Origin of the sequence: Streptomyces iranensis (assembly GCF_017874715.1) — a bacterium.
Classification (GTDB): Bacteria; Actinomycetota; Actinomycetes; order Streptomycetales; family Streptomycetaceae; genus Streptomyces; species Streptomyces iranensis.
Map to the genome: position 1 here is coordinate 227,064 of NZ_JAGGLR010000021.1, position 24,532 is coordinate 251,595.

Annotated in this window: 20 protein-coding genes; 9 read left to right on the forward strand and 11 right to left on the reverse strand. The window is 71.0% G+C overall.

Features of this window, described 5'->3' with window-relative positions; genetic code table 11:
- Positions 1-506: 506 nt before the first annotated feature.
- Positions 507-2,936, forward strand: a complete 2,430-nt coding sequence (locus J2Z30_RS34430) for an SdrD B-like domain-containing protein (protein WP_044572437.1) — start codon at positions 507-509, stop codon at positions 2,934-2,936.
- 80 nt (positions 2,937-3,016) lie between these two features.
- On the opposite strand, the gene J2Z30_RS34435 is transcribed toward J2Z30_RS34430, so the two are convergent.
- Both J2Z30_RS34435 and J2Z30_RS34440 read right to left on the reverse strand, forming a co-directional pair.
- A complete protein-coding gene (locus J2Z30_RS34435) occupies positions 3,017-3,988 on the reverse strand; it encodes a pirin family protein (RefSeq protein WP_044572439.1) in 972 nt (323 codons plus the stop codon).
- A gap of 120 nt (positions 3,989-4,108) precedes the next feature.
- The gene (locus tag J2Z30_RS34440; protein WP_020869891.1) at positions 4,109-4,603 is read right to left on the reverse strand and encodes an SseB family protein; all 495 of its coding nucleotides are present in this window, start codon (positions 4,601-4,603) and stop codon (positions 4,109-4,111) included.
- Between the two features lie 137 nt (positions 4,604-4,740).
- Here J2Z30_RS34440 and J2Z30_RS34445 point away from each other — a divergent pair, with 137 nt between their 5' ends.
- Positions 4,741-6,567 (forward strand): acyl-CoA dehydrogenase, encoded by a 1,827-nt coding sequence (locus J2Z30_RS34445; RefSeq protein ID WP_044572442.1) that lies wholly within the window; start codon positions 4,741-4,743, stop codon positions 6,565-6,567.
- 173 nt (positions 6,568-6,740) lie between these two features.
- Here J2Z30_RS34445 and J2Z30_RS34450 read toward each other — a convergent pair whose 3' ends face one another.
- Together J2Z30_RS34450 and J2Z30_RS34455 are read right to left on the reverse strand one after the other, a co-directional pair.
- A complete protein-coding gene (locus J2Z30_RS34450) occupies positions 6,741-7,106 on the reverse strand; it encodes a hypothetical protein (RefSeq protein ID WP_044572446.1) in 366 nt (121 codons plus the stop codon).
- Between the two features lie 17 nt (positions 7,107-7,123).
- On the reverse strand, positions 7,124-7,879 hold the full coding sequence (locus J2Z30_RS34455) for a TNT domain-containing protein (RefSeq protein ID WP_044572448.1): 756 nt from the start codon (positions 7,877-7,879) through the stop codon (positions 7,124-7,126).
- 182 nt (positions 7,880-8,061) lie between these two features.
- Between J2Z30_RS34455 and J2Z30_RS34460 the strand changes: the two genes are divergently transcribed.
- The 5 genes from J2Z30_RS34460 (at position 8,062) to J2Z30_RS34480 (ending at position 14,520) form a co-directional block, all read left to right on the forward strand.
- The gene (locus J2Z30_RS34460) at positions 8,062-9,351 is read left to right on the forward strand and encodes a M18 family aminopeptidase (protein WP_044572450.1); all 1,290 of its coding nucleotides are present in this window, start codon (positions 8,062-8,064) and stop codon (positions 9,349-9,351) included.
- A 1-nt stretch (position 9,352) separates the two neighbouring features.
- The gene (locus J2Z30_RS34465; protein ID WP_044572452.1) at positions 9,353-11,353 is read left to right on the forward strand and encodes an AfsR/SARP family transcriptional regulator; all 2,001 of its coding nucleotides are present in this window, start codon (positions 9,353-9,355) and stop codon (positions 11,351-11,353) included.
- 132 nt (positions 11,354-11,485) lie between these two features.
- Positions 11,486-12,187, forward strand: a complete 702-nt coding sequence (locus J2Z30_RS34470) for a DUF4232 domain-containing protein (protein WP_044572454.1) — start codon at positions 11,486-11,488, stop codon at positions 12,185-12,187.
- 366 nt (positions 12,188-12,553) lie between these two features.
- Positions 12,554-13,552, forward strand: coding sequence for an NlpC/P60 family protein (locus tag J2Z30_RS34475; RefSeq protein WP_044572457.1), 999 nt, complete (start codon positions 12,554-12,556; stop codon positions 13,550-13,552).
- Positions 13,553-13,743: 191 nt separating this feature from the next.
- A complete protein-coding gene (locus tag J2Z30_RS34480) occupies positions 13,744-14,520 on the forward strand; it encodes a helix-turn-helix domain-containing protein (protein ID WP_308280196.1) in 777 nt (258 codons plus the stop codon).
- Positions 14,521-14,564: 44 nt separating this feature from the next.
- On the opposite strand, the gene J2Z30_RS52270 is transcribed toward J2Z30_RS34480, so the two are convergent.
- Positions 14,565-15,770: an NHL repeat-containing protein gene (locus tag J2Z30_RS52270; protein ID WP_505011429.1), complete on the reverse strand. Its 1,206-nt coding sequence runs from the start codon at positions 15,768-15,770 to the stop codon at positions 14,565-14,567.
- The gene (locus J2Z30_RS52275) at positions 15,656-16,480 is read right to left on the reverse strand and encodes a thioredoxin-like domain-containing protein (protein WP_505011430.1); all 825 of its coding nucleotides are present in this window, start codon (positions 16,478-16,480) and stop codon (positions 15,656-15,658) included. The genes J2Z30_RS52270 and J2Z30_RS52275 overlap by 115 nt, the downstream gene beginning before the upstream one ends.
- A 211-nt stretch (positions 16,481-16,691) precedes the next feature.
- On the opposite strand from J2Z30_RS52275, the gene J2Z30_RS34490 reads away from it, so the two are divergent.
- A complete protein-coding gene (locus tag J2Z30_RS34490) occupies positions 16,692-17,516 on the forward strand; it encodes a maleylpyruvate isomerase family mycothiol-dependent enzyme (protein WP_044572463.1) in 825 nt (274 codons plus the stop codon).
- 27 nt (positions 17,517-17,543) lie between these two features.
- Here J2Z30_RS34490 and J2Z30_RS34495 read toward each other — a convergent pair whose 3' ends face one another.
- From J2Z30_RS34495 to pdhA, 5 genes are all read right to left on the reverse strand, one after another.
- Positions 17,544-18,839 (reverse strand): MFS transporter, encoded by a 1,296-nt coding sequence (locus tag J2Z30_RS34495; protein WP_044572465.1) that lies wholly within the window; start codon positions 18,837-18,839, stop codon positions 17,544-17,546.
- Entirely contained in the window at positions 18,836-19,495 is a 660-nt protein-coding gene (locus tag J2Z30_RS34500) for a GntR family transcriptional regulator (RefSeq protein ID WP_044572468.1), read from the reverse strand. Before J2Z30_RS34500 ends, J2Z30_RS34495 begins: the two co-directional genes overlap by 4 nt.
- A gap of 96 nt (positions 19,496-19,591) precedes the next feature.
- A complete protein-coding gene (locus J2Z30_RS34505; RefSeq protein ID WP_044572470.1) occupies positions 19,592-21,040 on the reverse strand; it encodes a dihydrolipoamide acetyltransferase family protein in 1,449 nt (482 codons plus the stop codon).
- Between the two features lie 22 nt (positions 21,041-21,062).
- Entirely contained in the window at positions 21,063-22,043 is a 981-nt protein-coding gene (locus J2Z30_RS34510) for an alpha-ketoacid dehydrogenase subunit beta (RefSeq protein ID WP_044572472.1), read from the reverse strand.
- Position 22,044: 1 nt separating this feature from the next.
- Positions 22,045-23,211 (reverse strand): pyruvate dehydrogenase (acetyl-transferring) E1 component subunit alpha, encoded by a 1,167-nt coding sequence (gene pdhA / locus J2Z30_RS34515; RefSeq protein ID WP_044572475.1) that lies wholly within the window; start codon positions 23,209-23,211, stop codon positions 22,045-22,047.
- A gap of 322 nt (positions 23,212-23,533) precedes the next feature.
- Between pdhA and J2Z30_RS34520 the strand changes: the two genes are divergently transcribed.
- Positions 23,534-24,202 carry a response regulator gene (locus J2Z30_RS34520; RefSeq protein WP_044572477.1) on the forward strand — a complete coding sequence of 223 codons (669 nt, stop codon included), beginning with the start codon at positions 23,534-23,536 and terminating at the stop codon, positions 24,200-24,202.
- Positions 24,203-24,532 lie beyond the last annotated feature (330 nt).

Consider the following 24,532-nt stretch of genomic DNA (forward strand, 5'->3'; position numbering starts at 1 on the left):
TGGCCGCGGCCATCGGCGCCGACCGGCCATGCGCCGCGCGAGACCTTTCTTGATTGTCATACTCCGCACGCGGCGCATTGCTAACACGTTCCGCTTATTCATTCCCTGCTCTCCCCCCGATCTTGGGTCACACCCGCTACAGTATCGCTGCTGGTGGAGCGGTTCAGGATGACTATTCAGACTCTTGTGCTGTTTCCGCGTGGGAAGCGAGGCCGAGTGCGACTGGTCTGGGAATGGCACTCCCGAGTCCCTGAATTCGCTGCATCCGCCAGGACGACCAAGAACGACCGGGCCCACCGAAACAGCGGTGGGCCCTTTTCATGGCCGAAGTCTCACCCGGGACCGAGAAGCGGATGCACGGCTGGAAACGGGTGTTCGGTTCACATCACGAGGGGAGTGTGATGGCTGTGCGAAGAGTATGTGGAAGGTTACGCCGGACAGCCGGGAAGCGTACGGGTCCACTGGCACGAGTGGGCCTATGCGTTTCCGTGCTTTTGGGCAGCGCCATGGGCGCGACGGCTGGGACCGCCACCGCTTCGACCGGCGACGGAACCCTGACAATTCAAGTGCTGCGGGATTTCTTCGGCACCGGCGTGATCAACTCGACCATGGACGTGCCGCAGCGGGGCATGAAGGTCGAGGTATCGGACCCCGCCGGCCATCGGGTCGCCGGCACCACGGATGCCACCGGAAAGGTGGTGGTCTCGAAGTCGACCGAGCTGACCGGCGGCCAGTACCGCGTCGACGTCACCATCCCGGCGCCGTACGACAAGTATCTGCGGGCGGCGCCGGCCTCGACGGCCAAAAACCACTTCGACAGCTTCACGACGTTCGTGGATGTGTCGGACGGCAAGGACGACTCGGTCATTACCGGGGTCTGGGACCCGGCCGATTACGCGCTGCCGGACTCGCGGTATTTCGTACCGATCCAGAATACTGCCGACGCGCGGGACACCCGGGCACTGGTGGCGTTCGGGACGGACAAACGAGGTACGTGTCCTGGCGACACGGCGTGCCCGACCACGCTCAACACGCAGGCCCAGGTGGGCACGACGTTCGCGCTGGCCTACGACAAGTACCAGAAGCGGGTGTTCCAGGGCGCGTTCGCCCGGCGGTACACCCCGTACGGGCCGGACGGCGGTAACGCGATCTACACCACGCCGACCGACGGTGGGGCGCCGACCCTGTTCGCGAAGGTGCCGGGCGCCACGGTGACACCGCATGACGCCTCCAACATGAACAAGGACGCCGGGTTCACCAACGCACCGGGGAAGGAGAGCATCGGCGGCCTGGCCCTGTCGGAGGACGGCTCGACGCTGTACGCGGTGAACCTGCTGACCCGGCGCCTGGTCAGCTTCGACGCGACCGGTACCACGGCGTCCGCACCCGAAGCGACGGTGCGCATCCCGGACCCGGGCTGCGCGAGCCCCGGCGACTGGCGGCCGTCCGGTCTTCAGGTCCACGACAACAAGCTCTACATCGGTGGCGTGTGCAGCGCGGAGAGCACACAGAAGCGCGAAGACCTGAAGGCCGTCGTCTACACCTACGACGGCGAACAGTTCGACACCGTGCTGACCCAGCCGCTCACCGCCAAGCGCGGCGCTGTCTTCGGTTCCGACAACGTCGTCCAGGCCACCCACTGGAACCCGTGGAACACCTCCCTGGCCACGTGGGACGAGCGGAAGGTGGGCAACGTCTTCATCGATCCGCAGCCGGAGCTCGCCTCCCTCGCCTTCACCCGCGACGGTTCGATGATCCTCGGTTTCCGCGACCGGTTCATGGACATCGTGAGCTGGGGTGGACTGGACCCGAGGCCGAACGACAACACCCCGGAAAACGGCATGGCCGGCGGCGACATCAACATGGCCTGTGCCACTCCCACCGGTGGATACGAGTGGGAAGGCACCGGAAGCTGCCCCAACCACGCCACCCCCGCCACCAATGGCGGCCAGGCCAACGATGTCGTCGAGTACTTCCCGGGCGACTTCTTCCGCGGCGCGCACCTGGAAACCGCGCTGGGGTCGGTGGCCTACATTCCGCAGCAGCAGTGGGTCGTCAGCACGGAATTCGACCCGACCGTCAACGTCGCGACCTCCGGGACCGGTTACCACAACGTCGCGACCGGTGCGGGTCCGGGCAACGCTCCGGCCGCCAACGCGTACCAGTTCGTCAGTCAGGAACAGAGCGGGTTCGGTAAGGCCGGTGGGCTCGGCGATATCGCCTACGAGGCGGCGAACGCACCGATCCAGATCGGCAACCGGGTGTGGTTCGACGGCGACCACAATGGGATCCAGGATCCCGAGGGTGCCAACGAAGTGCCGCTGCCGGACGCGACGATCAACCTGTTGGACGCCGACGGCAAGCAGGTCGCCACGACCAAGACCGATGCCGCCGGCGAGTACTACTTCGGTGGGGTCGGCGCCGCCTACGAGCTCAAGCCGGGTGCCAAATACACGGTGCAGTTCGATGTGTGTACCGCGGACACCGGCAAGGTGCCGACTCAGCCGGAGGCCACCGAACTGCGGTTCACGCTCCCGCGGGCCGGTGACAACCGGGCACATGACTCCAATGTGACCCCGCCGAAGACCGGGCAGCCGTGCAGCGGGCAGGCACCCGTCACGGCGCCGGACAAGCCGGGCGAGGTCGATCACACGATCGACGCCGGCGTGTACATCCCCAAGGAGGAACCGCCGACTCCTACGCCGACGCCCACTCCGTCGTCGGAACCGCCGACCTCTGAGCCGCCCAACGACCCGGGCCCCCAGTCCGGCGGAGGCTCCGGGACTGGCGGAGGCTCGGGGACCGGCGGAGGCGGCGGTTCGCTGGCCAACACGGGTTCCGAACTACTGAGAATCATCTCTCTCAGCGCGCTGCTGGTCGGTACGGGCGCGGCAGCCACGTTCGCGTTCCGGAAGCGTCGCGCCAGGCAACACTGAGACACCGCTCAAAGATGGGTGATCCGCCCGCCCGCGCTGTCGCAGCGCGGGCGGGCGGACGCATGCGGTCCCGGCGAGCCCTACATTCCGTCCTCGGACATCCCGTGCACCGCCGGAATCGTCCCCAGACGACCCTTCTGGAAGTCCTCGAACGCCTGCTGAAGCTCCGCCCTGGTGTTCATCACGAACGGCCCGTAGTGCGCCATGGGCTCACGGATCGGCCGGCCACCGAGGAGGACGACCTCCAGGTCCGGCGTATGGGAGTCCTGGTTCTCGTCCGCGCGCACGGTCAGCGAGGAACCGGCTCCGAAGACGGCGGTCTGGCCCAGGTGGACCGGACGCCGCTCGGCGCCGGCCGCACCGCGGCCCGCGAGCACATACGCGAGGCCATTGAAGTCCTCGCGCCACGGCAGGGTGATCTCCGCGCCCGGAGCAAGCGTGGCGTGCACCATGGTGATCGGGGTGTGCGTGATCCCGGGACCGGCGTGACCGTCCAGGTCACCGGCTATGACGCGCAGCAGCGCGCCGCCGTCGGGGGAGCTCAGCAGCTGGACCTGGCCACCGCGGATGTCCTGGTAGCGCGGCGGCATCATCTTGTCCTTCTTCGGCAGGTTCACCCACAGCTGGAGGCCGTGGAAGAGGCCGCCCGACATCACCAGGGACTCCGGCGGGGCCTCGATGTGGAGGAGCCCGGAGCCGGCCGTCATCCACTGGGTGTCACCGTTGGTGATCGTGCCGCCACCGCCCTGCGAGTCCTGGTGGTCGAAGATGCCGTCGATGATGTAGGTGACGGTCTCGAAGCCGCGGTGGGGGTGCCAGGGGGTGCCCTTGGGCTCGCCCGGCGCGTACTCCACCTCGCCCATCTGGTCCATCATGATGAACGGGTCCAGGTGCTTGTAGTCGATGCCCGCGAAGGCGCGCCGCACCGGGAAGCCCTCACCTTCGAAACCGCTGGGAGCGGTGGTGACGGCGAGCACGGGGCGCTGCCGTGCCTCGGCGGGTGCCGCGACGCGCGGCAGGGTCAGCGGGTTCTCTACGGTCACTGCGGGCATGACGGCCTCCTCGGTCGTTCACCATTCAACTTAATTGAACGCTGAACGACCCGCAAGAGGGCCTTTATTTCCACCCGAGCGCCTTACGAGACGAACGGCGCCTTTCGGACGTATGCGGATCTAGCCGTACATACGGCGCATGGCGAAGTCCACCATCTGCTCCACCGCCTTCGCGTCGAAGACGATCCGGTGCTCGCCCTCCATGTCGAGGACGAAGCCATAGCCGGTGGGCAGCAGGTCGATCACCTCGGCGCCGGTGATCACGAAGTACTTGGACTCCTTGCCCGCATACCTCCGCAACTCCTTGAGCGAGGTGAACATGGGGATCACCGGCTGCTGGGTGTTGTGCAGCGCCAGGAAGCCGGGGTTGTCACCGCGCGGGCAGTAGACCTTCGATCCGGCGAAGATCTGCTGGAAGTCCTCGGCCGACATCGATCCGGTGGTGAAGGCCCGCACCGCGTCGGCGAGCGACGGCGGGGAGGGCTCGGGGTAGAGCGGCTGCTGGCCGTACCCCGCACCCGCCGCGTGATGTGACGCATGCGGCTGCTGTTGCGGCGGAGGTGGCGGGGCGGCGTAGCCCTGCCCTGCGCTCGCGTTCTGGTCGTAGCCGTACATGCGCAGAAGCGTACTGAGTCACAGTTACCCGGTTGAGGGTTGCCCTTTATTACCCACGGGTAGCATCATGGCATCAGCTGATCTGATACGCGTCAACGCAGAGGTCCTGGCCTCCCGATCCTTACGGAGCCGTCGCCATGGGGCACTACAAGTCGAATCTCCGCGACATCGAGTTCAACCTCTTCGAGGTGCTCGGGCGCGACACGGTGTACGGCACCGGCCCGTTCGCGGAGATGGACGTCGACACCGCCAAGAGCGTGCTTGCCGAGATATCCCGGCTCTCCGAGCACGAGCTGGCCGAAAGCTACGCCGACTCCGACCGGAACCCGCCCGTCTACGACCCCAAGACCCACACGGCACCGCTTCCCGAGCCGTTCAAGAAGAGCTACCGGGCCTACATGGAGGCCGAGTGGTGGCGGCTGGGCGTCCCGGAGTCGCTCGGCGGCACCGCCTGCCCCCGCTCGCTGCTGTGGGGCTCGGCCGAGACCATCCTCGGCTCGAACGCCCCGATCTGGATGTACGCCTCGGGCCCGGCCTTCGCGGGGGTGCTGCACGACGAGGGCACCGAGGAGCAGCTGAAGATCGCGCAGCTGATGGTGGACAAGCAGTGGGGCTCCACCATGGTGCTCACCGAGCCGGACGCCGGTTCCGACGTCGGCGCGGGCCGCACCAAGGCGACCCAGCAGGAGGACGGCAGCTGGCACATCGAGGGTGTGAAGCGGTTCATCACCTCCGGTGAGCACGACCTCTCGGACAACATCATCCACTTCGTGCTGGCCCGCCGCGAGGGCGCGGGTCCCGGCACCAAGGGCCTGTCGCTGTTCGTCGTCCCCAAGTACGACTTCGACTGGGAGACCGGTGAGCTCGGGACGCGCAACGGCGTGTACGCCACCAATGTCGAGCACAAGATGGGTCTGCGGGTCTCCAACACCTGTGAGCTGACCTTCGGCGCCGACCACCCGGCCAAGGGCTGGCTGCTGGGCGAGAAGCACGACGGCATCCGCCAGATGTTCAAGATCATCGAGTTCGCCCGGATGATGGTCGGCACCAAGGCCATGGCCACCCTCTCCACCGGCTACCTCAACGCGCTGGAGTACGCCAAGGAGCGGGTGCAGGGCCCGGACCTGGCGGCCTTCACCGACAAGACCGCCCCGCGGGTGTCCATCACCCACCACCCGGATGTGCGCCGCTCGCTGATGACGCAGAAGGCGTACGCGGAGGGCCTGCGCGCGCTGGTGCTCTACACCGCCTCGGTCCAGGACGAGATCCTGATCAAGGAGGCCGCGGGCGAGGACACCTCCGCCGTGAACCGCCTCAACGACCTGCTGCTGCCCATCGTCAAGGGCTACGGCTCGGAGAAGGCGTACGAGCAGCTGGCGCAGTCCCTGCAGACCATCGGCGGCTCCGGCTACCTCCAGGAGTACCCGCTGGAGCAGTACATCCGGGACGCCAAGATCGACACCCTGTACGAGGGCACCACCGCCATCCAGGGCCAGGACTACTTCTTCCGCAAGATCGTCCGGGACCAGGGCCAGGCGCTGACCGTAGTCTCGGAGGAGATCAAGAAGTTCCTGGCCGAGGCCGCCGGGGGCGAGGGCCTGGAGGCCGCCCGCGATCAGCTCGCCCAGGCCGCGGTGGACCTGGAGGCGATCGTCGGCGCGATGCTCACCGACCTGGCCGCCACCGAGCAGGACGTCAGCTCGATCTACAAGGTCGGCCTCAACTCGACCCGGCTGCTGCTGGCCTCCGGTGACGTGATCATCGGTTACCTGCTGCTCAAGGGCGCGGCCGTGGCCGCCGAGAAGCTGGGCACGGCCTCCACCAAGGACCGGTCCTTCTACGAGGGAAAGATCGCCGTCGCGAAGTTCTTCGCCCACGAGGTGCTGCCGGGCGTCTCGGTGCAGCGCTCGCTGGCCGAGTCGGTCGACAAGGGGCTGATGGACCTGGACGAGGCCGCGTTCTAGCGGCTTCCCTCACAGCGTCCGGGGGCCGGCCGTCCCATCCTCCAGCGGGGCGGCCGGCCCCCTGGGCTGTGCGCACTCACGTCGTCACCGCTCGTCGTCATCGCACCTCGTCACCGCGCCTCGTCACCGCACCTCGTCACCGCGCCTCGTCACCGCGTCGTCACCGCGCCTCGTCACCGCTCGTCCTCGGACCGCCGCTCCCGCAGCGCCCGTTCGACCTCCTCGCGGGCCCACCGCCTGAGCTCCTCGCCCTGTGCGAGGAGCTCGTCGATCGACTCGCCCCCACCCTCCGGCGGGCGCGGGCGGGCCCTCAGCTTCTCCAGCAGATCCCGGCACGCCTCGTCCTCGGTGGCGAACCGGCTGGTGTCCCGGTCCAGGGACCGCTCCCGCAGGCCGGTCTCCCAGCCGCCGTCCGGCGCGGGCCGCAGATAGTAGTACGCGTCCGGCTGCACCGGGATGTCCTGCACGCCCGGGATGTCGTACAGCGCCTCCGGCACCTGCTCGTCGCGGAGGGTCCGGACGAGTTCCGTTCTGTCCACCGGTCCAGGATCCGCCCTCAGTTGAGCGGGCGGAGATTACCGGCCGCGACGAGTTGGGGGATCGAGGGCCCGGTCAGATACTGCAGTCCGAAACCGGGTTGGCCGAACCAGGGCCGGATGGGACCGCCCTCGACCAGGAAGGGTTCAGTGACCTCGTAGAGGTGATAGCCGTACGGATACGCCGGATCGAGGGTGTTGAGATTGCTGGGCGGCAGCGCGCGCTCCGAGTAGGGCGTGCCCGCCGGGGCCAGGAAGTGGCCGAAACCGCTCCCGAACAAGTCGACCTTCTGACCGACTTTCAGCTGGACCGTGGTGTGCAGGGGCGATCCGTTGAGCAGGACCCAGCCGTCGGGGTAGGGGTACCACCAGCCGTTGGTCTGCTCATTCCAGTAACAGTTGAGGAACGAGGAGGCGGTGGAGAAGTGGTCGAGCCGTTCATAGTCTTCGAGCATGCGCCCGATCGCGCCGTAGCGGGGGAGCTGAGCGGGTCCGAGCCGCCAGTCGCCCTTGTAGTAGCGGTCGAGCGGAGGATTCGGTGCGGTGTTGGTCCCCCCGATGCGGTTCGTGCTGGGACAGGGAGGGTGACCCTTGCCCTCGCCGTCCCCGCCGCCTCCCGGCCGCGGGCCGGGTGAGGGCGCCGCCACCGGCTCCGGGGAGGCCACCGGGGCCAGCCCCGCGGCGAAGTCCGTGACGGGCTTGGCCATGGCCGGTCCGCCGGCACACAGCAGCAGCAGCGACCCCAGGACGACAAGCAGGTGTCGAAGAACGCGCATCCGGTATCCCCTCGAGTTACGACTCAGTGCGACGTTGCTTGATCACGAGGAATATCGACCGATTCGCCTGACTTCTCGCCTTAGCTGACGTGCTTTCATCAGATTGGATCAACGTGGCCCCACGGATGGCTGCCGCTCCCGTACCAGGGCGGGCCGGCCCGCGGCGAATCTATGCTGAGCACATGAGCGCACAACCCGGCATCGACCGCGGCCACACCGATGACCTGATGTCCTTCCTCCGCGCCAGCCCCTCGCCGTACCACGCCGTGGCGAGCGCCGCAGAGCGGCTGGAGAAGGCCGGGTTCCGTCGGATCGAGGAGACCGCGTCCTGGGACGGGGCGGCCGGTGGACGGTTCGTGCTGCGCGGTGGCGCGATCATCGCCTGGTACGTCCCCGAGGGGGCGGAGGCCGCCACTCCGTACCGGATTGTGGGCGCTCACACCGACTCTCCCAATTTGCGCGTGAAGCCCATTCCCGACACCGGTGCGCACGGCTGGCGGCAGATCGCCGTCGAGATCTACGGCGGGGCGCTGCTCAACACCTGGCTCGACCGCGACCTCGGGCTCTCCGGCCGGATCACCCTCAGGGACGGCTCCCACCACCTCGTCACCGTCGACCGGCCGTTGATGCGCGTCCCCCAGCTCGCCGTGCACCTCGACAGATCGGTCAACACCGAAGGCCTCAAGCTCGACAAACAGCGCCATATGACGCCCGTCTGGGGGCTCGGCGGCGTCGAGGAGGGCGACCTGATCCGCTTCGTCGCCGAGGAGACCGGGGTCGCGGCCGAGGAGATCGCCGGCTGGGACCTGATGACCCACAGCGTCGAGCCGCCCGCCTACCTCGGCCGGGACCGCGAGCTGGTCGCCGGGCCCCGGATGGACAACCTTGTCTCCGTGCACGCCGGTACGGCCGCGCTCATCGCCGCCGCCCAGCAGGAACTGCCGTACATCCCCGTGCTGGCCGCCTTCGACCACGAGGAGAACGGCAGCCAGTCCGACACCGGCGCCGACGGCCCGCTGCTCGGCACGGTGCTGGAGCGCTCGGTCTTCGCCCGCGGCGGGGGGTACGAGGAGCGGGCGCGGGCCTTCGCGGGCACCGTCTGCCTGTCCTCCGACACCGGCCACGCCGTCCACCCCAACTACGCCGAGCGCCATGAGCCGGGCCACCACCCGCGGCCCAACGGCGGCCCGATCCTGAAGGTGAACGTCAACCAGAGATATGCCACCGACGGCGCCGGGAGAGCCGTCTTCGCCGCCGCCTGCGAGCGCGCCGGCGTCCCCTGGCAGAGCTTCGTCTCGCACAACTCGATGCCGTGCGGCACCACGATCGGACCGATCACCGCCGCCCGGCACGGCATCGCCACCGTCGACATCGGCATCGCGATCCTGTCCATGCACTCGGCCCGGGAGCTGTGCGGAGCACAGGACCCGCGGCTGCTGGCCAAGGCACTGAACGCCTTTCTGGGGGCTTGAGTTGGACTTCTCCCTGCTGGGCCCGGTAACCGTCACCGCGGGCCCGCAAGCAGCACCCGTCGAGCTTCCGCTGGGACCCGCCAAACGGCGCAGCGTCCTGGCGATGCTGCTGCTGCGGCCCAACGCGACGGTGTCCGTGGAGCAGTTGATATCCAGTCTGTGGGAGGACGAGCCGCCCGCCCACGCCCGGACCGTCATCCAGGGCCATGTCTCCCGGCTCCGTGCGGCCCTGGCCGAGGGCGGCGCCGAGGACCACGGCGTCGAGCTGGCCACCCACAGCTCCGCATATCTGCTGCGCATCCCCGAATCCCTGATCGACACCCAGCGCTTCGACCAGCTGACCGCCCAGGCCAGCCCGGAGTCCGCCCCCGGTGAGGCCGTCCAGCTGCTCCGGCAGGCGCTCGGCCTGTGGCGCGGCCCGGCGCTCACCGGGACCGTGGCCAGCCCGCCGTTCGCGGCGGCCGCGCACGCCCTGGAGGAGCGGCGGCTGAGCGCCGTGGAGGCCCTGGCGCGGGCCCACGAGGGCCTGGGCGAGCATGAGCAGGCGGTGCGCGCCCTGCACCCCGCCGCCGTCGCCAACCCGCTGCGCGAGGGGCTGATCGCCGCCCTGATGCTGGCGCTGTACCGCTCCGGACGGCAGTCCGACGCGATCGCCTGGTTCCACCGCACCCGGCAGCTGCTCGACGACGACCTGGGGGTCGACCCGGGCCAGCGGCTGAGCGCCGCCTACCAGGAGATCCTGCGGGCGGCCCCCATGGCGGACGGACCGCGTGGCGGCGCCGACGCAGCCGGGCAGCAGCCGGGCGGCGCGGGGCAGCCGGGCGCACAGTCGGCGGCGGCCACCCCGCAGCAGTCCGCGGCCGCCTCGGCCCCGGCGCCCGTACCCGAGCTGCTCCCCCGGCCCCCGGCGGGCTTCCACGGCCGGGGCGCGGAGCTGGCCGAGCTCACCCGGCTGACCCTGGGCACCGCCGAACCGGCCCAGGGCGGCGCCGCGGGCGGTTCCGGCGGCTACCCCCAGGAAGGCGGTATCGCGCTGCTCAGCGGGCCCGCCGGGGTCGGCAAGACCGGTCTGGCCGTCCACTGGGGCCATGCCCAGGCCGCCGCCTTCCCCGACGGACGGCTCTTCGCGGATCTGCGCGGCTTCAGCGGCGGCGAGGCGGTGGTGCCCGCCGAGGTGCTGCGCGAGTTCCTGCTGGCCCTCGGCACCCCGGCCGAGCAGATCCCCACCTCGCCCGAGGCCGCGTCCGCGCTGTACCGCTCGCTGGCCGCCCGCCGCAGGCTGCTGGTGGTGCTGGACAACGCGGGCAGCTCCGCCCAGGTGCGCCCACTGCTGCCCGGCGGCCCCCACTGCGCCACGCTGGTCACCAGCCGCAGCAGGCTGGACGGGCTGATCGCCACCGACGCCGCCCGCCCGGTACGGCTGCACGCCCTCGGCCCCGAGGACGGGGTGGGCCTGCTGGGCGCGCTGCTGGGGCCCGCCCGGGTCGCCGAGGACCCGGAGGCCGCGCGGGAGCTGGTGGCCCTGTGCGACGGGCTGCCGCTGGCGCTGCGCGCCGCCTCCGCCCAGCTGATGGCCCGGCCCCGCTGGCGGCTGGCCCGGCTGGCCACCGCGCTGCGCGACGAGCGCCGCCGGCTCGCGCTGCTGTCGGCGGAGGACACCGGAGTGGCCGCCGCGCTGCGCAACTCGGTGGCCCGGCTCTCGGCGGACGACGCACAGCTGCTGCGGGCCCTGGGCGCCGGTTTCGCGCGGGAGGTCAACACCGCCGAGGCGGCCGCGCTGTCGGGCGCGGACCCCGAGCTGATCCAGGACTCCCTGGAGCGGCTGGCGGAGATGCACCTGCTGGACGAGGAGGCCACCAACCGCTACGTGATGAGCGACCTGGTGAAGCTCTTCGCCCAGGGCGACGGCAGCGACCGCGAGCCCCCGGGCGGGACGTCCGGCGGAGCTTCCGGCGGACCCTCCCCTGGCGGATCCCCTGGCGGGCCGTCACAAGGGGGCTGAGCAGCGGCGAACAGCGGGGCGTTAGCGAGGCGTTAGCGGGCGGCAGCCGTTCACCAGCCGAACGGCAGCCGGTCCGGACAGGCTTGAGCCGTACCGGAAAACGCCCTAACGCCCGCTGAGGGGAGACCCGCCATGCCGCTCACCACCGCTCGCCTCGCCCACCGCACCGGCACCCTGCGCTCGGTCGCGGCCGGACTGACGGTCGTCGCCGCGGGCATCACCCTCGCGGCGTGCGGCACCGCCGACGCGTCCGGCGTGCGGACGGCCGGCGCGGCGGAGAGCATCGCCCCGGCCGTCCCCGCCGTCCCCGCCGCCCACGAGGACGGCCTCCAGGACGGCGCCCAGCGGGCCGCGCGGGACACGGCGGCGGGCGGGGCCGACGCCGGGGCCCAGGGCGGTCTGCGGACCGAGAGCGGCGCCGAGGGGAAGGCCGGGGTCTGCCGCCTCGACACGATGTCGGTGGGCGTCACCTCCGTCCCCCGCCCGGCCAACCACCTCCTGCTGGAGATCACCAACCAGTCCGGCACGACCTGCCGTCTCACCGGCTTCCCCGCGGTGCGGTTCGACGACGCGCGCCCGGCCGTGCCGGAGACCGCGGACACCCGGCCCCAGACGGTCGTCACGCTGGCCCCCGGCGAGAGCGGCTTCGCGGGCCTGACCACCTCCGCGGCGGACGACCCGGCCGACGGCCGTAAGGCCACCGGGCTCACCGTCTCCCTCCCCGGCGAGGACAGCCGCCGCGCCGTCGACCTCCCCGGCGACTCGGTGGAGGTCGGCCGCGGGGCGGAGGTCGGCTACTGGCAGAGCGACGCCTCCGACGCCCTGCTCTGGTGATCGCCACCATCCGGTGACCGCCACCACCCTTCCGCTCCGGTGACCGCTCGACTCCGAGCCACCCAGCCGGACAGGTAGCCGCCTCCCCCCGGCTACCTGCCCCGGACGGCCCCCGCTCCGGCGGGGGCCGTCTCGTCATGTCCCACGGCACGGCCTCCCCCGTCCCGCACCTGGCCGTCTCCGTGGGCGTTTTGGCAGGTCGTCAGGGGTGGGTCCGGATGGGACGTCCCAAAGGACGGCTCAACCCCCGGAATGCCCCGCCGCGCGGCCCAGAGTGGTTCCCGTCGCCGCGGCGGACCGCCGCCGCGGCCTGGACCGAGCGGTGCCGACATCCCATCGGCGCCCTCACCTAGGGGGAATCCAGACATGACGCACTCCATCGGCCGCGACCGCCGGACCCTCCTGCGAAAGGTGCTCCCCGCGATCGCCGCGGCGGGCATCGGCGCCACCGGGCTCGTCGGCTGCTCGGGCGGGGACGACACCGCGGGCCATGACACCAACAAGGCGGAGAAGGCGGGGAAGGTCGCCGAGAAGGGCGCGACGAGCCGCGACACCTCGGCCAAGAGCTCGGACAAGGGCGGGGGCGCCGCGCTCAAACTGAAGACCACCACGGGCGAGTTCGGCACCAAGGCCGCGGCCACCGCCGACTTCCCCACCTGGGGCACCCGCTGGGTGGTCCACCAGACCGCCGACACCAGCTCCCCGTCCGTGGGCATGCTCAACAAGACCGCCCCGGGCCAGGACCGCATCACCGCCGACTTCCAGGTCAACACGGGGAAGAAGGTCTGCGAGGACGGGGCCTGCTCGACCTACATGGCCCATATCACCGGGCCGGTCAACGGCTTCGTGACCGTCGTCGCGGTGGACATCCCGCAGGACTCGCTCCCCGGCGTCCCGGTGCAGAACGGCGGCGGTGAGCCGCCGCGCCCGCCGCAGCCCGGCGGCAGCCGCGCCGAGGCACTCCAGCGGGCCGCCACCTGGCTGACCGCCGACAACGGCGGCCGGGTGCCCTACAGCCAGGCCAAGGTCTGGAAGGACGGCTACCGCCAGGACTGCTCGGGCTATGTCTCCATGGCGCTGGGCCTCCAGGCGCCCGGCACCAACACCGTGGGCCTCACCGGCTCCAGCATCACCAAGCCGATCGCCGTCAACGACCTCCGGCCCGGTGACCTGCTGATCGACGCCTCGGGGAACAACAACACCCGGCACGTCGTGATGTTCGAGAAGTGGAACGACGCCGCCCACACCTCGTACACCTCCTACGAGCAGCGCGGCGACTTCGGGACGGATCACGCGACCCGTCGCTATGGACTGGAGCCGGGCAGCGAGTACAAGCCCTACCGGCCGCTGAAGTTCACGGACTGACGCGTTCGGCGACCCGGTTCCCGTAACGAGCGGCACGTCCACCTCGGGGGTGTGGACGTGTCGCTCGGCATGTTCATGATCCACGTGCTGCAATGGTGTACGTGCCAGCGCATCCGAATCGCCCAGAGAACCCACGACGAAAGCCACTCGCCCCGCTTCCCGAGGAACTCTCCGGCCCGGTACGGGAATTCGTGACCGCACTGCGCCGGATGCACGGCGAACTGGGACTCAGCCTCAAGGAACTGGAGGGACGGCTGCCCGCGAGCCGGTCCTCCCTCTCCCGCTATCTGCGCGGCCAGAGCCTGCCCGACGAGCGGCTCCTGATCCAGTGGGGCAAGCTCTCCTTCACCGCCGAGGACCGGCTGCCCGAGCTGGTCACCCTGCTGCACCGGGCCACCGAGGCCGAGGCCACCATCGAAGCCGCCGGCATCGAAGCCGCCGACGGACCGACGGCGTCCGGCGCTCCTTCGCCGACCCCGGAGGAGGCCCGGGAGAGGTCCGCGGCGGACCGGCCGTCCCGGCGCCGGCTGCGGCTCACGCTCGCGGCGGTGGGCACGGTCGTCGTCATCGGCGGGGCCACGGCCGGAGTGATCGCCTTACGGTCGTCCGACGGCGACTCGTCCCCGGGCGGCGCGGCGGGCTCCTCGCCCCTGGGCAACGCCCGGATCACCGTCTACAACGCCGAGAAGACCTGTCAGCACAAGCGCGTCCGCGAGTGCTCCCTGGGCCTGGCCGGGGATCCGTACCAGGCCTACCGCCCGTCGAACATCACGGGCCGGGCCTGGCACGGCGATGTGCTGCGCGCCGACTGCCGCATCGCCAACGGCGTCACGGTGACCGACGAGGCGGGCGGGCACAGCAGCATGTGGTTCCGCGTCGCCAAGGACGGCAAGCGGATGTGGGTGCCGGGCATCCGGATCCGCCAGGACCAGGTGCAGTACTCCACGCTGCCCAACTGCCCCGACTGACCCCCGGTCAGGAACTCGGCCGAGCGGTTCCAGCCCGCCGGGTCTCAGTCGTCCATCCCGGCGAGCACCAGCGGCAGCCGGTCCGCGCCGCCCTCGGTGATCCGCACCGGAACGCCCCAGTCCTGCTGGTGCACATGGCAGGCCGGGTATTCGTTCGCGCCCGCGGCGGAGCCGCTATTGGGCTCCGTGTCGTCACACGAGGCGGCCATCGCCGAGACGTGCAGCACGCCCTCGGTCATGCCCTCCGTAAGGACGAGCTCACGGCTCAGATCCGTCCCCGCGCCGTCGCCCCCGGCCAGCAGCTCCGGCGGGGTTGAGCTGACCAGCAGCCGGGTGGAGGGGCCGTATCGGGTGTCCAGCTTCTGCCCCTCGGGCGCCTGGAAGACCACGTCCAGCCGGAGCGTCCCCGGGGCGATGTCGGTCGCGGCGCGCTGGGTGCGATGGGCCACCGCCTCGACCCTTACGGCCTCCTCCGGCAGCCGCAGCCGGGTCAGCCGGTGCCGGGCGGACTCCACCACGACGATGTCCCCGTCGGCCAGGACCGCGCCGGAGGGCTCGCGCAGATCCGTGGCGAGCGTGGAGACCTCGCCAGTGGCCGGGTCATAGCGGCGCAGCGCGTGGTTGTAGGTGTCCGAGATCGCCACCGAGCCGTCGGGCAGCGCGGTGACGCCCAGCGGATGCTGGAGCAGCGCAGAATCGGCGGCGCCGTCGCGGTGGCCGAAGTCGAAGAGCCCGGTGCCGACGGCCGTACGGACCGCGAAGCCCTCACCGTCACGCTCGACGTAACGCACCGCGGAGGTCTCGGCGTCCGCGATCCACAGCCGGTCCCCGGTCGCGGCGAGCCCGGAGGGCTGGGCGAACCACGCCTCCTCGGCCGGACCGTCGACCAGGCCCTCGTTGGTGGTCCCGGCGGCGGCCCGTACGGTCCCGGCCTCCGGGTCGTACGTCCACAGCTGGTGGACGCCCGCCATGGCGATCCACAGCCGGTCGGCGAACCAGGCCACGTCCCAGGGGGAGGACAGGTCGACCTCGCGGGCGGGCCCCTCGGTGGGCGACCCCTGCCACCACTGGCGGCCGGTCCCGGCGAGCGTGGTGACGTCGCCGGTGGCCGGGTCGAAACGGCGCAGCGCGTGGTTCACGGTGTCGGCGACGGCCACGGTGCCGTCGGGGAGCAGGGCGAGCCCCTGGGGCTCGCTGAACCGGGCCCGCTCGCCCGTGCCGTCGTCAAGGCCGCGCTCGCCCGCGCCGATCCGCCGCACCACGCTCTCGCCGTCCGCCGCGAGCTCCACCAGCTGATGGCGGGTGGTGTCCGAGACGAGGAAGGTGCCGCCGGGCAGCAGCAGCGCCTTACCGGGGAAGCGGAGCTCGGTGGGACCGGCTCCATCAGGAGGGGGGCGAAGCTCGTTGAGGGGTGGTGGTCGGGTGACGGGTGGGCGTAGGGGCCGTCGCCGCGCCGCAGGGTGCCCTTGGCGGCGTGTTCGGCCTCCAGCTGTGCCACCAGGGTCTCCAGGGCGTGGGCGTGGCCCTCGCCCGCGTGCTGGGCGACCACATAGCCCTCGGGGTCGATGACGACGAGGGTGGGCCAGGCCCGTACCGCGTACTGCTTCCAGGTGGCCAGCTCGGGGTCGTCGAGGACCGGGTGATGCACCTCGTAGCGCTCGACCGCGTCCACGACCGCCTGGTGCTCGGCCTCGTGGACGAACTTCGGCGAGTGCACCCCGACGATCACCACGGTGTCGTGGTGCTTCTCCTCCAGCTCGCGCAGCTCGTCCAGGACATGCAGGCAATTCACACAGCAGAACGTCCAGAAGTCGAGGATGACGATGCGTCCTCGCAGGTCGGTGAGGGTGAGGTCGGTACCGCCGGTGTTGAGCCAGCCGCCCCGGCCGATCAGCTCGGGGGCGCGGACGCGTGCACGTGAAGCCATATCCCCATGAAACAGCAGTCCCGGTCGTGCCATTCCCCCGCCCCCCGACCGCTTTCCACCACTGTGTACGGGTACGTCCGGAGATAAGGCCGGGGCGGGCGCACACTACCATCGCGGGCAGGCCGCGAGCCGCCGATCCGGGCCTACGATCAGACCGGAAAGCACTGCCCGTGCGCTCGTGGGCAGCGTAACTTGAACGCACACACCAGCACCCAGCCCGCGCACCAACCGCCCGAGGGGTCCCGTGACCGTCCATCCCAGCCTTCAGACCTCCATCGACGCCTGGACCCACTCCATCGACGCGATAACGGAGTTGGTCGACCCGCTCGCGGAGAGCGAGTGGAACCACGCCACCGAGTGCCCGGGATGGTCGGTGCGGGACGTCGTTTCGCATGTGATCGGCCTCGAATGCGAGATGCTCGGCGATCCCCGCCCCATCCACACCCTGCCGCGCGACCTCTACCACGTCACCAACGAGCTGTCGCGGTACATGGAGGTCCAGGTCGACGTGCGGCGCTGCCACACCGCGCCCGAGATGACCTCCGAACTGGAGTACACGGTCATCCGGCGGGGCCGCCAGCTGCGGAACGAGAAGCGCGAGCCGGACGCCATGGTGCGCTGGCCCGGCGGCACCGAGGTGGCGCTGGCGGAGGCCCTGACGCGGCGGGCCTTCGACGTCTGGGTGCACGAACAGGATCTGCGCCGGGCCCTGAACAAGCCGGGCAACCTCGACTCGCCGGGCGCCACGATCACCCGTGATCTGCTGCTGTCGGGGCTGCCGAAGGTGGTCGCCAAGGACGCGGGCGCGGCGCCCCAGTCGGCCGCCGTCTTCGATGTGCACGGCCCGATGGAGTTCATGCGGACGGTCCGGGTCGACGCGGACGGCCGGGGCACCATCGACGGCAGCGTCTCGCTGGGGCCGACCGTGACCCTCACCCTGGACTGGGAGACCTACGTCCGGCTGGCCTGTGGGCGGGTGCGGCCCGAGGCGGTCTCGGAGCGGCTGAAGATCGAGGGCGACCAGCAGCTGGCGGACGCGATCCTGCGGAACTTCGCGGTCACGCCGTAGCGCTCCGGGGACCGGAGGGCCACGGCGTCACGCCGGTACGTGCACCGCCTCGACGCGGCTCGCGACCACGCGCTCGCGCTCCAGGCGGTGCGCCCGTCCGCGCAGCCGCAGGATCTGGGCGACGCCGAGCGCCTGCAGCACGAACACCGAGGCGAACGCGATCCGGAAGTTCTCGCCGGTCAGGTCCAGCAGGACGCCGACGGCCAGCAGAGTGATCATCGAGGCCGTGAAGCCGCCCATGTTGACGATTCCCGAGGCGGTGCCGATCCGCTCGGGCGGATTGGCGGGCCGGGCGAAGTCGAAGCCGATCATCGACGCGGGCCCGCAGGCGCCGAGCACCACACACAGGACGATCAGCAGCCACATGGGCGCGTGGGCGGACGGCCAGAGCAGCACGGTGCCCCACAGCAGCGCGGTGGTGCCGGCCGTGCCGAGGGCCAGCGGGGCGCGGGCGGCATGATGCCGGGCGATGACCTGCCCGAAGACCAGGCCGACCGCCATGTTGGACAGCACCACCAGGGTCAGCAGCTGACCCGCGGTCGCCCGGGACAGCCCCTCGGCCTCGACCAGGAACGGCATCCCCCACAGCAGCAGGAACACCATCGCCGGGAACTGGGTGGTGAAGTGCACCCACATGCCCAGCCGGGTGCCGGGCTCGCGCCAGGCGTCCGCGATCTGCCGGCGGACGTAGTCGGCGCCCATATGGCAGGCGGGCGCGGGCTCGAAGCCCTTCGGGTGGTCCTTGAGGAAGAGCAGCACCAGGACGAGGACGGCCACCCCGCCGAAGGCGCTGCCCGCGAAGGTCGTGGTCCAGCCGGCGCTGTGCAGCGCGCGGGCGATCACCAGCGTGGAGACCAGGTTGCCCGCCATCCCGAAGAGCGCGGCGACCTGGGCGATCATCGGCCCCCGGCGGGCCGGGAACCAGCGCGAGCCGAGCCGCAGCACGCTGATGAAGGTCATCGCGTCACCGCAGCCGAGCAGCGCACGGGAGAGCAGCGCCATCGTGTACGAGTGGGAGAGCGCGAAGCCGAACTGCCCCAGGGTGAAGAGCACCACGCCGAGCATGAGCACCTTACGGGTGCCGAGACGGTCGACCATGAGCCCGACCGGTATCTGCATCCCGGCGTAGACCAGCACCTGGAGGATGGAGAAGGTCGACAGCGCCGAGGCGTTGATGTGGAAGCGCTCGGCGGCGTCGATACCGGCGACGCCGAGGCTGGTGCGATAGGTGATGGCGACGAAGTAGACGGCGACGCCCAGGCCCCATACGGCGACGGCACGACGTCCGCCGGGTGGATCACCGGGCAACTGGGCCGAGGTCATCGCGCCTCACCCCGGGCGAGGTTGTTCACCCAGCTGATGTGGCGCTGCACAAGACCGGACGCGAAACCGGCGTCCCCGGTGCGCAGGGCCTGGAGGATCTCCGTGTGCTCGGTGATGTTCTTGGCGATGCGGTCGGGCTCGGCATGCATGGTGGCCACGCCCATCCGCAGCTGGCGGTCCCTCAACTGGTCGTACAGCTGCGCCAGGATCGCGTTTCCCGCCGCCCGGACGATCGCCGCGTGGAAGCACCGGTCGGCGGCGGCGAAGGCGGCCAGGTCCCCGGCCGCGGCGTGCACCCGCTGCTCCTCCAGGACCTCCTCGAGCCGGGCCAGCAGCCGCCCACCGGCCGGGACGACCTTGGCGACCGCGTGCTGCTCCACCAGCAGCCGGGTCTCGACCACGTCCGCGATCTCCTGGGAGGAGACGGGCAGCACCAGGGCGCCCTTCTTCGGATAGAGCTTGAGCAGCCCCTCGGCCTCCAGGCGCAGCAGCGCCTCCCGGACGGGGGTACGGGAGACCCCGACGGCGTCCGCGAGTTCGCCCTCGCTCAGCAGTGTGCCGCCCTCGTAGCGGCGGTCGAGGACGGCTTGTTTGACGTGGTGGTAGACGCGTTCGGCGGCAGGGGGCGGCTTGGTGGCCGTATCGGCGGGACTCATGATGCGCACATCATAGATACAAGATGCATGCGCACTCATCCCCCGTCCGCGATGCGGACGGGGGATGAGTGTCAGATGGTGATCAAGCCCAGGGGATCAAGCCCAGGTGATCAGGCGCTTGGGGCGCTCCAGGACGGCCGCGACGTCCGCGAGCACCTTGGAGCCCAGCTCGCCGTCGACCAGCCGGTGGTCGAAGGAGAGCGCCAGCGTGGTCACCTGGCGCGGCTTGACCTCGCCCTTGTGGACCCACGGCTGGAGCTTGACCGCGCCGAAGGCGAGGATCGCGGACTCCCCGGGGTTGATGATCGGGGTGCCCGCGTCGATGCCGAAGACGCCGACGTTGGTGATGGTGATCGTGCCGCCGGACATCGCCGCCGGGGTGGTCTTGCCCTCACGGGCGGTGGTGACCAGCTCGCCGAGGGCGGACGCCAGTTCGGGCAGGGTCTTGGCGTCGGCGTCCTTGATGTTGGGGACGATCAGCCCGCGCGGTGTCGCCGCCGCGATGCCCAGATTGACGTAGTCCTTGTAGACGATCTCCTGGTTGTCCTCGTCCCAGGTGGCGTTGATGTCCGGGTTGCGCCGGATGGCCACCAGCAGGGCCTTGGCGACCAGCAGCAGCGGATTGACCCGCAGCCCGGACAGCTCCGGGTCCTGCTTGAGGTCGGCCACGAGCTTCATCGTGCGGGTCACGTCGACCGTCACGAACTCGGTCACATGCGGGGCGGTGAAGGCGCTGTGGACCATCGCCTGCGCGGTGGCCTTCCGTACGCCCTTCACGGGCACCCGGCGCTCCCGGGCCGGGGCGGCCGCCACGGCCGCTGACGGGGCCGCCACGGGCGTCTCCCGGGCCGCCTGGACGGCCTCGGCGGCCGCGTGGACGTCCTCGCGGGTGATGATCCCGTCCGCCCCGCTCGGGGTGACCGTCTCCAGGTCGATGCCCAGGTCCTTGGCCAGCTTGCGGACCGGCGGCTTGGCCAGCGGCCGGGCGGTCCGGCCGCTGCCGTTCAGCTCGGGCGCGGGCGCGGGCGTGGCCTCGTGGCGCGCGGGCGCGGGCGCGGGTGCGGGCTCCTGGGGCGCGGGCGCCCCGGCGGAGGGGGCGGGCGCGGACCGCTGGAGACCCGGCTGCGGCTTGCGCGGGCGGCGCTTGGTGGAGGCGGGCGCCGCCCCGTAGCCGACCAGATTGGCCTGGCGGCCCTCCTTCTCCCCGGGCTCGGCCGCGGCGGCCGGCTTCTCGGCGGCGGGGGCCTCGGCGGCGGGAGCGGCCTGGGGCGCCGCCTCCCCCGCTCCGGGGTTGGTGTCCACCGAGATGATCGGCGTGCCCACGTCCACGGTGGCGCCCTCGTCGAAGCGCAGCTCGTGCACCACGCCGTCGAAGGGGATGGGCAGCTCGACGGCGGCCTTGGCGGTCTCGACCTCGCACACCACCTGACCGTCGGTCACGGTGTCGCCCGGCGCCACGAACCACTTGAGGATCTCGGCCTCGGTCAGCCCCTCGCCCACATCGGGCATCTTGAACTCACGGAAGCGCTGTTCGACTGCGGTCATCGTCACGATCTCCTCAAGCCCTTCAGTACGCCAACGCGCGGTCTACGGCGTCGAGCACCCGGTCCAGCCCCGGAAGGTACTCGTCCTCGAGCCGTGACGGCGGGTACGGCGAGTGGAAGCCGCCGACCCGCAGCACCGGGGCCTGGAGGTGATAGAAGCACCTCTCGGTGATGCGCGCGGCGATCTCCGACCCGGTGCCCAGGAATACCGGTGCCTCGTGGACGACGACCAGCCGCCCCGTCCGCTCCACGGAACGCTGGATCGAGTCGAAGTCGATCGGCGACATCGACCGCAGGTCCAGGACCTCGATCGACTTGCCCTCCTCGGCGGCGGCCGCGGCGGCGTCCAGGGCGACCTTCACCATCGGGCCGTAGGCCGCGAGCGTCAGGTCCGTCCCCGGCCGCACCACCCGGGCGGCGTGCAGCGGGCCGGGGATCGCGGCGGTGTCGACCTCGGACTTGTCGTGGTAGCGGCGCTTGGGCTCGAAGTAGATCACCGGATCATCGCTGTCGATGGCCTGCTGGAGCATCCAGTAGGCGTCGGAGGCGTTGGCCGGTGAGACCACCTTCAGACCCGCCACATGCGCGAACAGCGCCTCCGGCGACTCGCTGTGGTGCTCCACCGCGCCGATGCCGCCGCCGTACGGAATCCGGACGACGACCGGCATCTTGACCTTGCCGAGCGAGCGTGCGTGCATCTTGGCGAGCTGGGTGACGATCTGGTCGTAGGCGGGGAAGACGAAACCGTCGAACTGGATCTCCACCACCGGGCGGTAGCCGCGCAGTGCGAGCCCGATCGCGGTGCCCACGATGCCGGACTCGGCGAGCGGGGTGTCGATGACCCGGTCCTCGCCGAAGTCCTTCTGGAGCCCGTCGGTGACCCGGAAGACGCCCCCCAGCTTGCCGACGTCCTCGCCCATGATCAGGACCTTGGGGTCGGTCTCGAGGGCCGTCCGCAGGGACGCGTTGATCGCCTTGGAGAGCGACATCTTCTCGGCGGCCATGTCAGATGCCTTCCTCAGCGGTGACGAACGAAGCCTGGTACTCGGCGAACTGCGCCCGCTCCTCGTCGACGAGGGCGTGCCCGTCGGCGTAGATGTGCTCGAACATCGCCATGTCCCCAGGGTCGGGCATCGCCCGTACGGCGTCCCGAACCCGCTTGGCCAGCGCGTCGCTCTCCCGCTCGAGGTCGGCGAAGTACGCGTCGTCGGCCAGGCCCTCGCGGGTCAGCAGGGTGCGCAGCCGCAGGATCGGGTCCTTGGTCTCCCACAGCTCCCGCTCCTCGGGCGAGCGGTAGCGCGTGGGGTCGTCGGAGGTGGTGTGGGCGCCCATGCGGTAGGTGAACGCCTCGATGAGCATCGGGCCCTGCCCGGTGCGCGCCCGCTCCAGCGCGGCCTTGGTGACGGCCAGACAAGCGAGCACGTCATTGCCGTCCACCCGCACCCCGGGGAAGCCGAAGCCCTGGGCCCGCTGGTAGAGCGGCACCCGGGTCTGCTTCTCGGTGGGCTCGGAGATGGCCCACTGGTTGTTCTGGCAGAAGAAGACGACCGGGGCGTTGTAGACCGCGGAGAAGGTGAACGATTCGGCGACATCGCCCTGGCTGGAGGCGCCGTCGCCGAAGTAGGCCAGGACCGCGGCGTCCGCGCCGTCCTTGGCCACGCCCATCGCGTAGCCGGTCGCGTGCAGCGTCTGCGAGCCGATCACGATGGTGTACAGGTGGAAGTTGTTGCTGTTCGGGTCCCAGCCGCCGTGGTTCACCCCACGGAACATCCCCAGCAGATTGGTCGGGTCGACGCCCCGGCACCACGCCACTCCGTGCTCGCGGTAGGTGGGGAAGACGTAGTCGGCGTCGTTCAGCGCCCGGCCGGAGCCGATCTGCGCCGCCTCCTGGCCGAGCAGCGAGGCCCACAGGCCCAGTTCGCCCTGGCGCTGCAGGGTGGTGGCCTCGGCGTCGAACCGCCGTGTCAGCACCATGTCCCGGTACAGACCGCGCAGCTCCTCCGGGGTGGGGTCGATGGCGTACTCGGGGTGCTCGACACGCTCGCCCTCGGGGGTCAGCAGCTGTACGAGTTCGGTCTGGCCCGCAGGCTGCTTCTTGGTGTCCCGCGCGGTGGTGCTGCGCTTGGCTCCGCTGCGGCGCGGCTTGCGCGCGGCAGTGCTCTCCACGGTCACGTGTGCTCCTCCGTCTGTCCGGCCTCCGGGATCCGCCGGCGGCCAGTTGCGGCTCGCCCGTTCCACCACGGCGCACGGGGTGGGTGCGCCGCAGCATGACCGGGCGTGACAGGTTCCCGGCGGCTGGCCCTGCACAAGGCACGTTACCCAGTGCGTCGCATGTCTGCGAAACCCCACCTGACCTGCAATTTTGCTTGGATTTCCAAGTAAATCGCGTGGGTGGCGAAACTTCCACTGGTCACAGCCCCGCAGGCCGCCGGACAAGCGCACGGTATCCCGCTGGGCAACGACGCGGGAAGTCTTCGTGTGTGAGACTGGATCCGTGCGCGAAGAAGGAAAAATAAGGATTTTCCTGGTCGACGACCATGAAGTCGTCCGACGCGGCGTACGAGACCTGCTCGCGGGCGAGCCGGACATGGAGGTGGTCGGCGAGGCGGGCACCGCGGCCGACGCCCTGGCGCGCATCCCGGCCACCCGTCCGGACGTCGCCGTCCTGGACATCCGGCTGCCCGACCGCAGCGGCGTCGAGGTCTGCCGGGAGATCCGCGCCCGCCACGAGACCGTCCGCTGCATGATGCTCACCTCCTTCGCCGACGACGAGGCGCTCTTCGACGCCATCATCGCGGGCGCCTCCGGCTACGTCCTGAAGGACATCCGCGGCGACGAACTGCTCGCCGCCGTCCGGGACGTGGCCGCGGGCCGGTCGCTGCTCGACCCGGTGGCCACCGCCCGGGTGCTGGAGCGGCTGCGCGGCCAGACGGCCGCCCAACCGGACGACCAGCTCGCCGCCCTCACCGAGCAGGAGCGCCGGATCCTGCTGCTGATCGGGGAGGGGCTCACCAATCGGGCGATCGGCGAGCGGCTGCACCTCGCCGAGAAGACGATCAAGAACTATGTCTCCAGCCTGCTCTCCAAGCTGGGCATGGAGCGCCGCTCGCAGGCGGCGGCGTACGTCGCCCGGATGCAGGCGACGCAGGCGCAGAAGCGCTAGCGCTGGCGGGCGCGGCGCAGGCCGAGACGCGCTGCCACCTGGCGGAGGCGCGCAGGCCGAGACGCGCTGCCACCTGGCGGAGGCGCGGCGCAGGCCGAGACGGACTGTCCCCCGGCGGAGACGCGCAAGCCGAGACGCGCTGCCACCTGGCGGAGACGCGCAGGCCGAGACGCGCTACCCCCCGGCGGAAGCGCGCAGGCCGGGACGCGCTGCCCCTGGCGGAGGCGCGGCGCAGGCCGAGACGCACTGCCCCCCGGCGGAGACGCGCAAGCCGAGACGCGTTGTCCCCTGGCGGAGGCACGGCGCAGGCCGAGACGCACTGCCCCCCGG

Excerpts from the sequence above, each read along its gene's own strand:
- J2Z30_RS34460 (WP_044572450.1), top strand. The coding sequence starts at position 8,062 with ATGAGCGCACAACCCGGCATCGACCGCGGCCACACCGATGACCTGATG.
- J2Z30_RS34430 (WP_044572437.1), top strand. The coding sequence starts at position 507 with ATGGGCGCGACGGCTGGGACCGCCACCGCTTCGACCGGCGACGGAACC.
- J2Z30_RS52275 (WP_505011430.1), bottom strand. The coding sequence starts at position 16,480 with ATGGCACGACCGGGACTGCTGTTTCATGGGGATATGGCTTCACGTGCA.
- J2Z30_RS34500 (WP_044572468.1), bottom strand. The coding sequence starts at position 19,495 with ATGAGTCCCGCCGATACGGCCACCAAGCCGCCCCCTGCCGCCGAACGC.
- J2Z30_RS34455 (WP_044572448.1), bottom strand. The coding sequence starts at position 7,879 with ATGCGCGTTCTTCGACACCTGCTTGTCGTCCTGGGGTCGCTGCTGCTG.
- J2Z30_RS34445 (WP_044572442.1), top strand. The coding sequence starts at position 4,741 with ATGGGGCACTACAAGTCGAATCTCCGCGACATCGAGTTCAACCTCTTC.
- J2Z30_RS34505 (WP_044572470.1), bottom strand. The coding sequence starts at position 21,040 with ATGACCGCAGTCGAACAGCGCTTCCGTGAGTTCAAGATGCCCGATGTG.
- J2Z30_RS34470 (WP_044572454.1), top strand. The coding sequence starts at position 11,486 with ATGCCGCTCACCACCGCTCGCCTCGCCCACCGCACCGGCACCCTGCGC.
- J2Z30_RS34475 (WP_044572457.1), top strand. The coding sequence starts at position 12,554 with ATGACGCACTCCATCGGCCGCGACCGCCGGACCCTCCTGCGAAAGGTG.
- J2Z30_RS34435 (WP_044572439.1), bottom strand. The coding sequence starts at position 3,988 with ATGCCCGCAGTGACCGTAGAGAACCCGCTGACCCTGCCGCGCGTCGCG.
- J2Z30_RS34510 (WP_044572472.1), bottom strand. The coding sequence starts at position 22,043 with ATGGCCGCCGAGAAGATGTCGCTCTCCAAGGCGATCAACGCGTCCCTG.
- J2Z30_RS34440 (WP_020869891.1), bottom strand. The coding sequence starts at position 4,603 with ATGTACGGCTACGACCAGAACGCGAGCGCAGGGCAGGGCTACGCCGCC.
- J2Z30_RS34495 (WP_044572465.1), bottom strand. The coding sequence starts at position 18,839 with ATGACCTCGGCCCAGTTGCCCGGTGATCCACCCGGCGGACGTCGTGCC.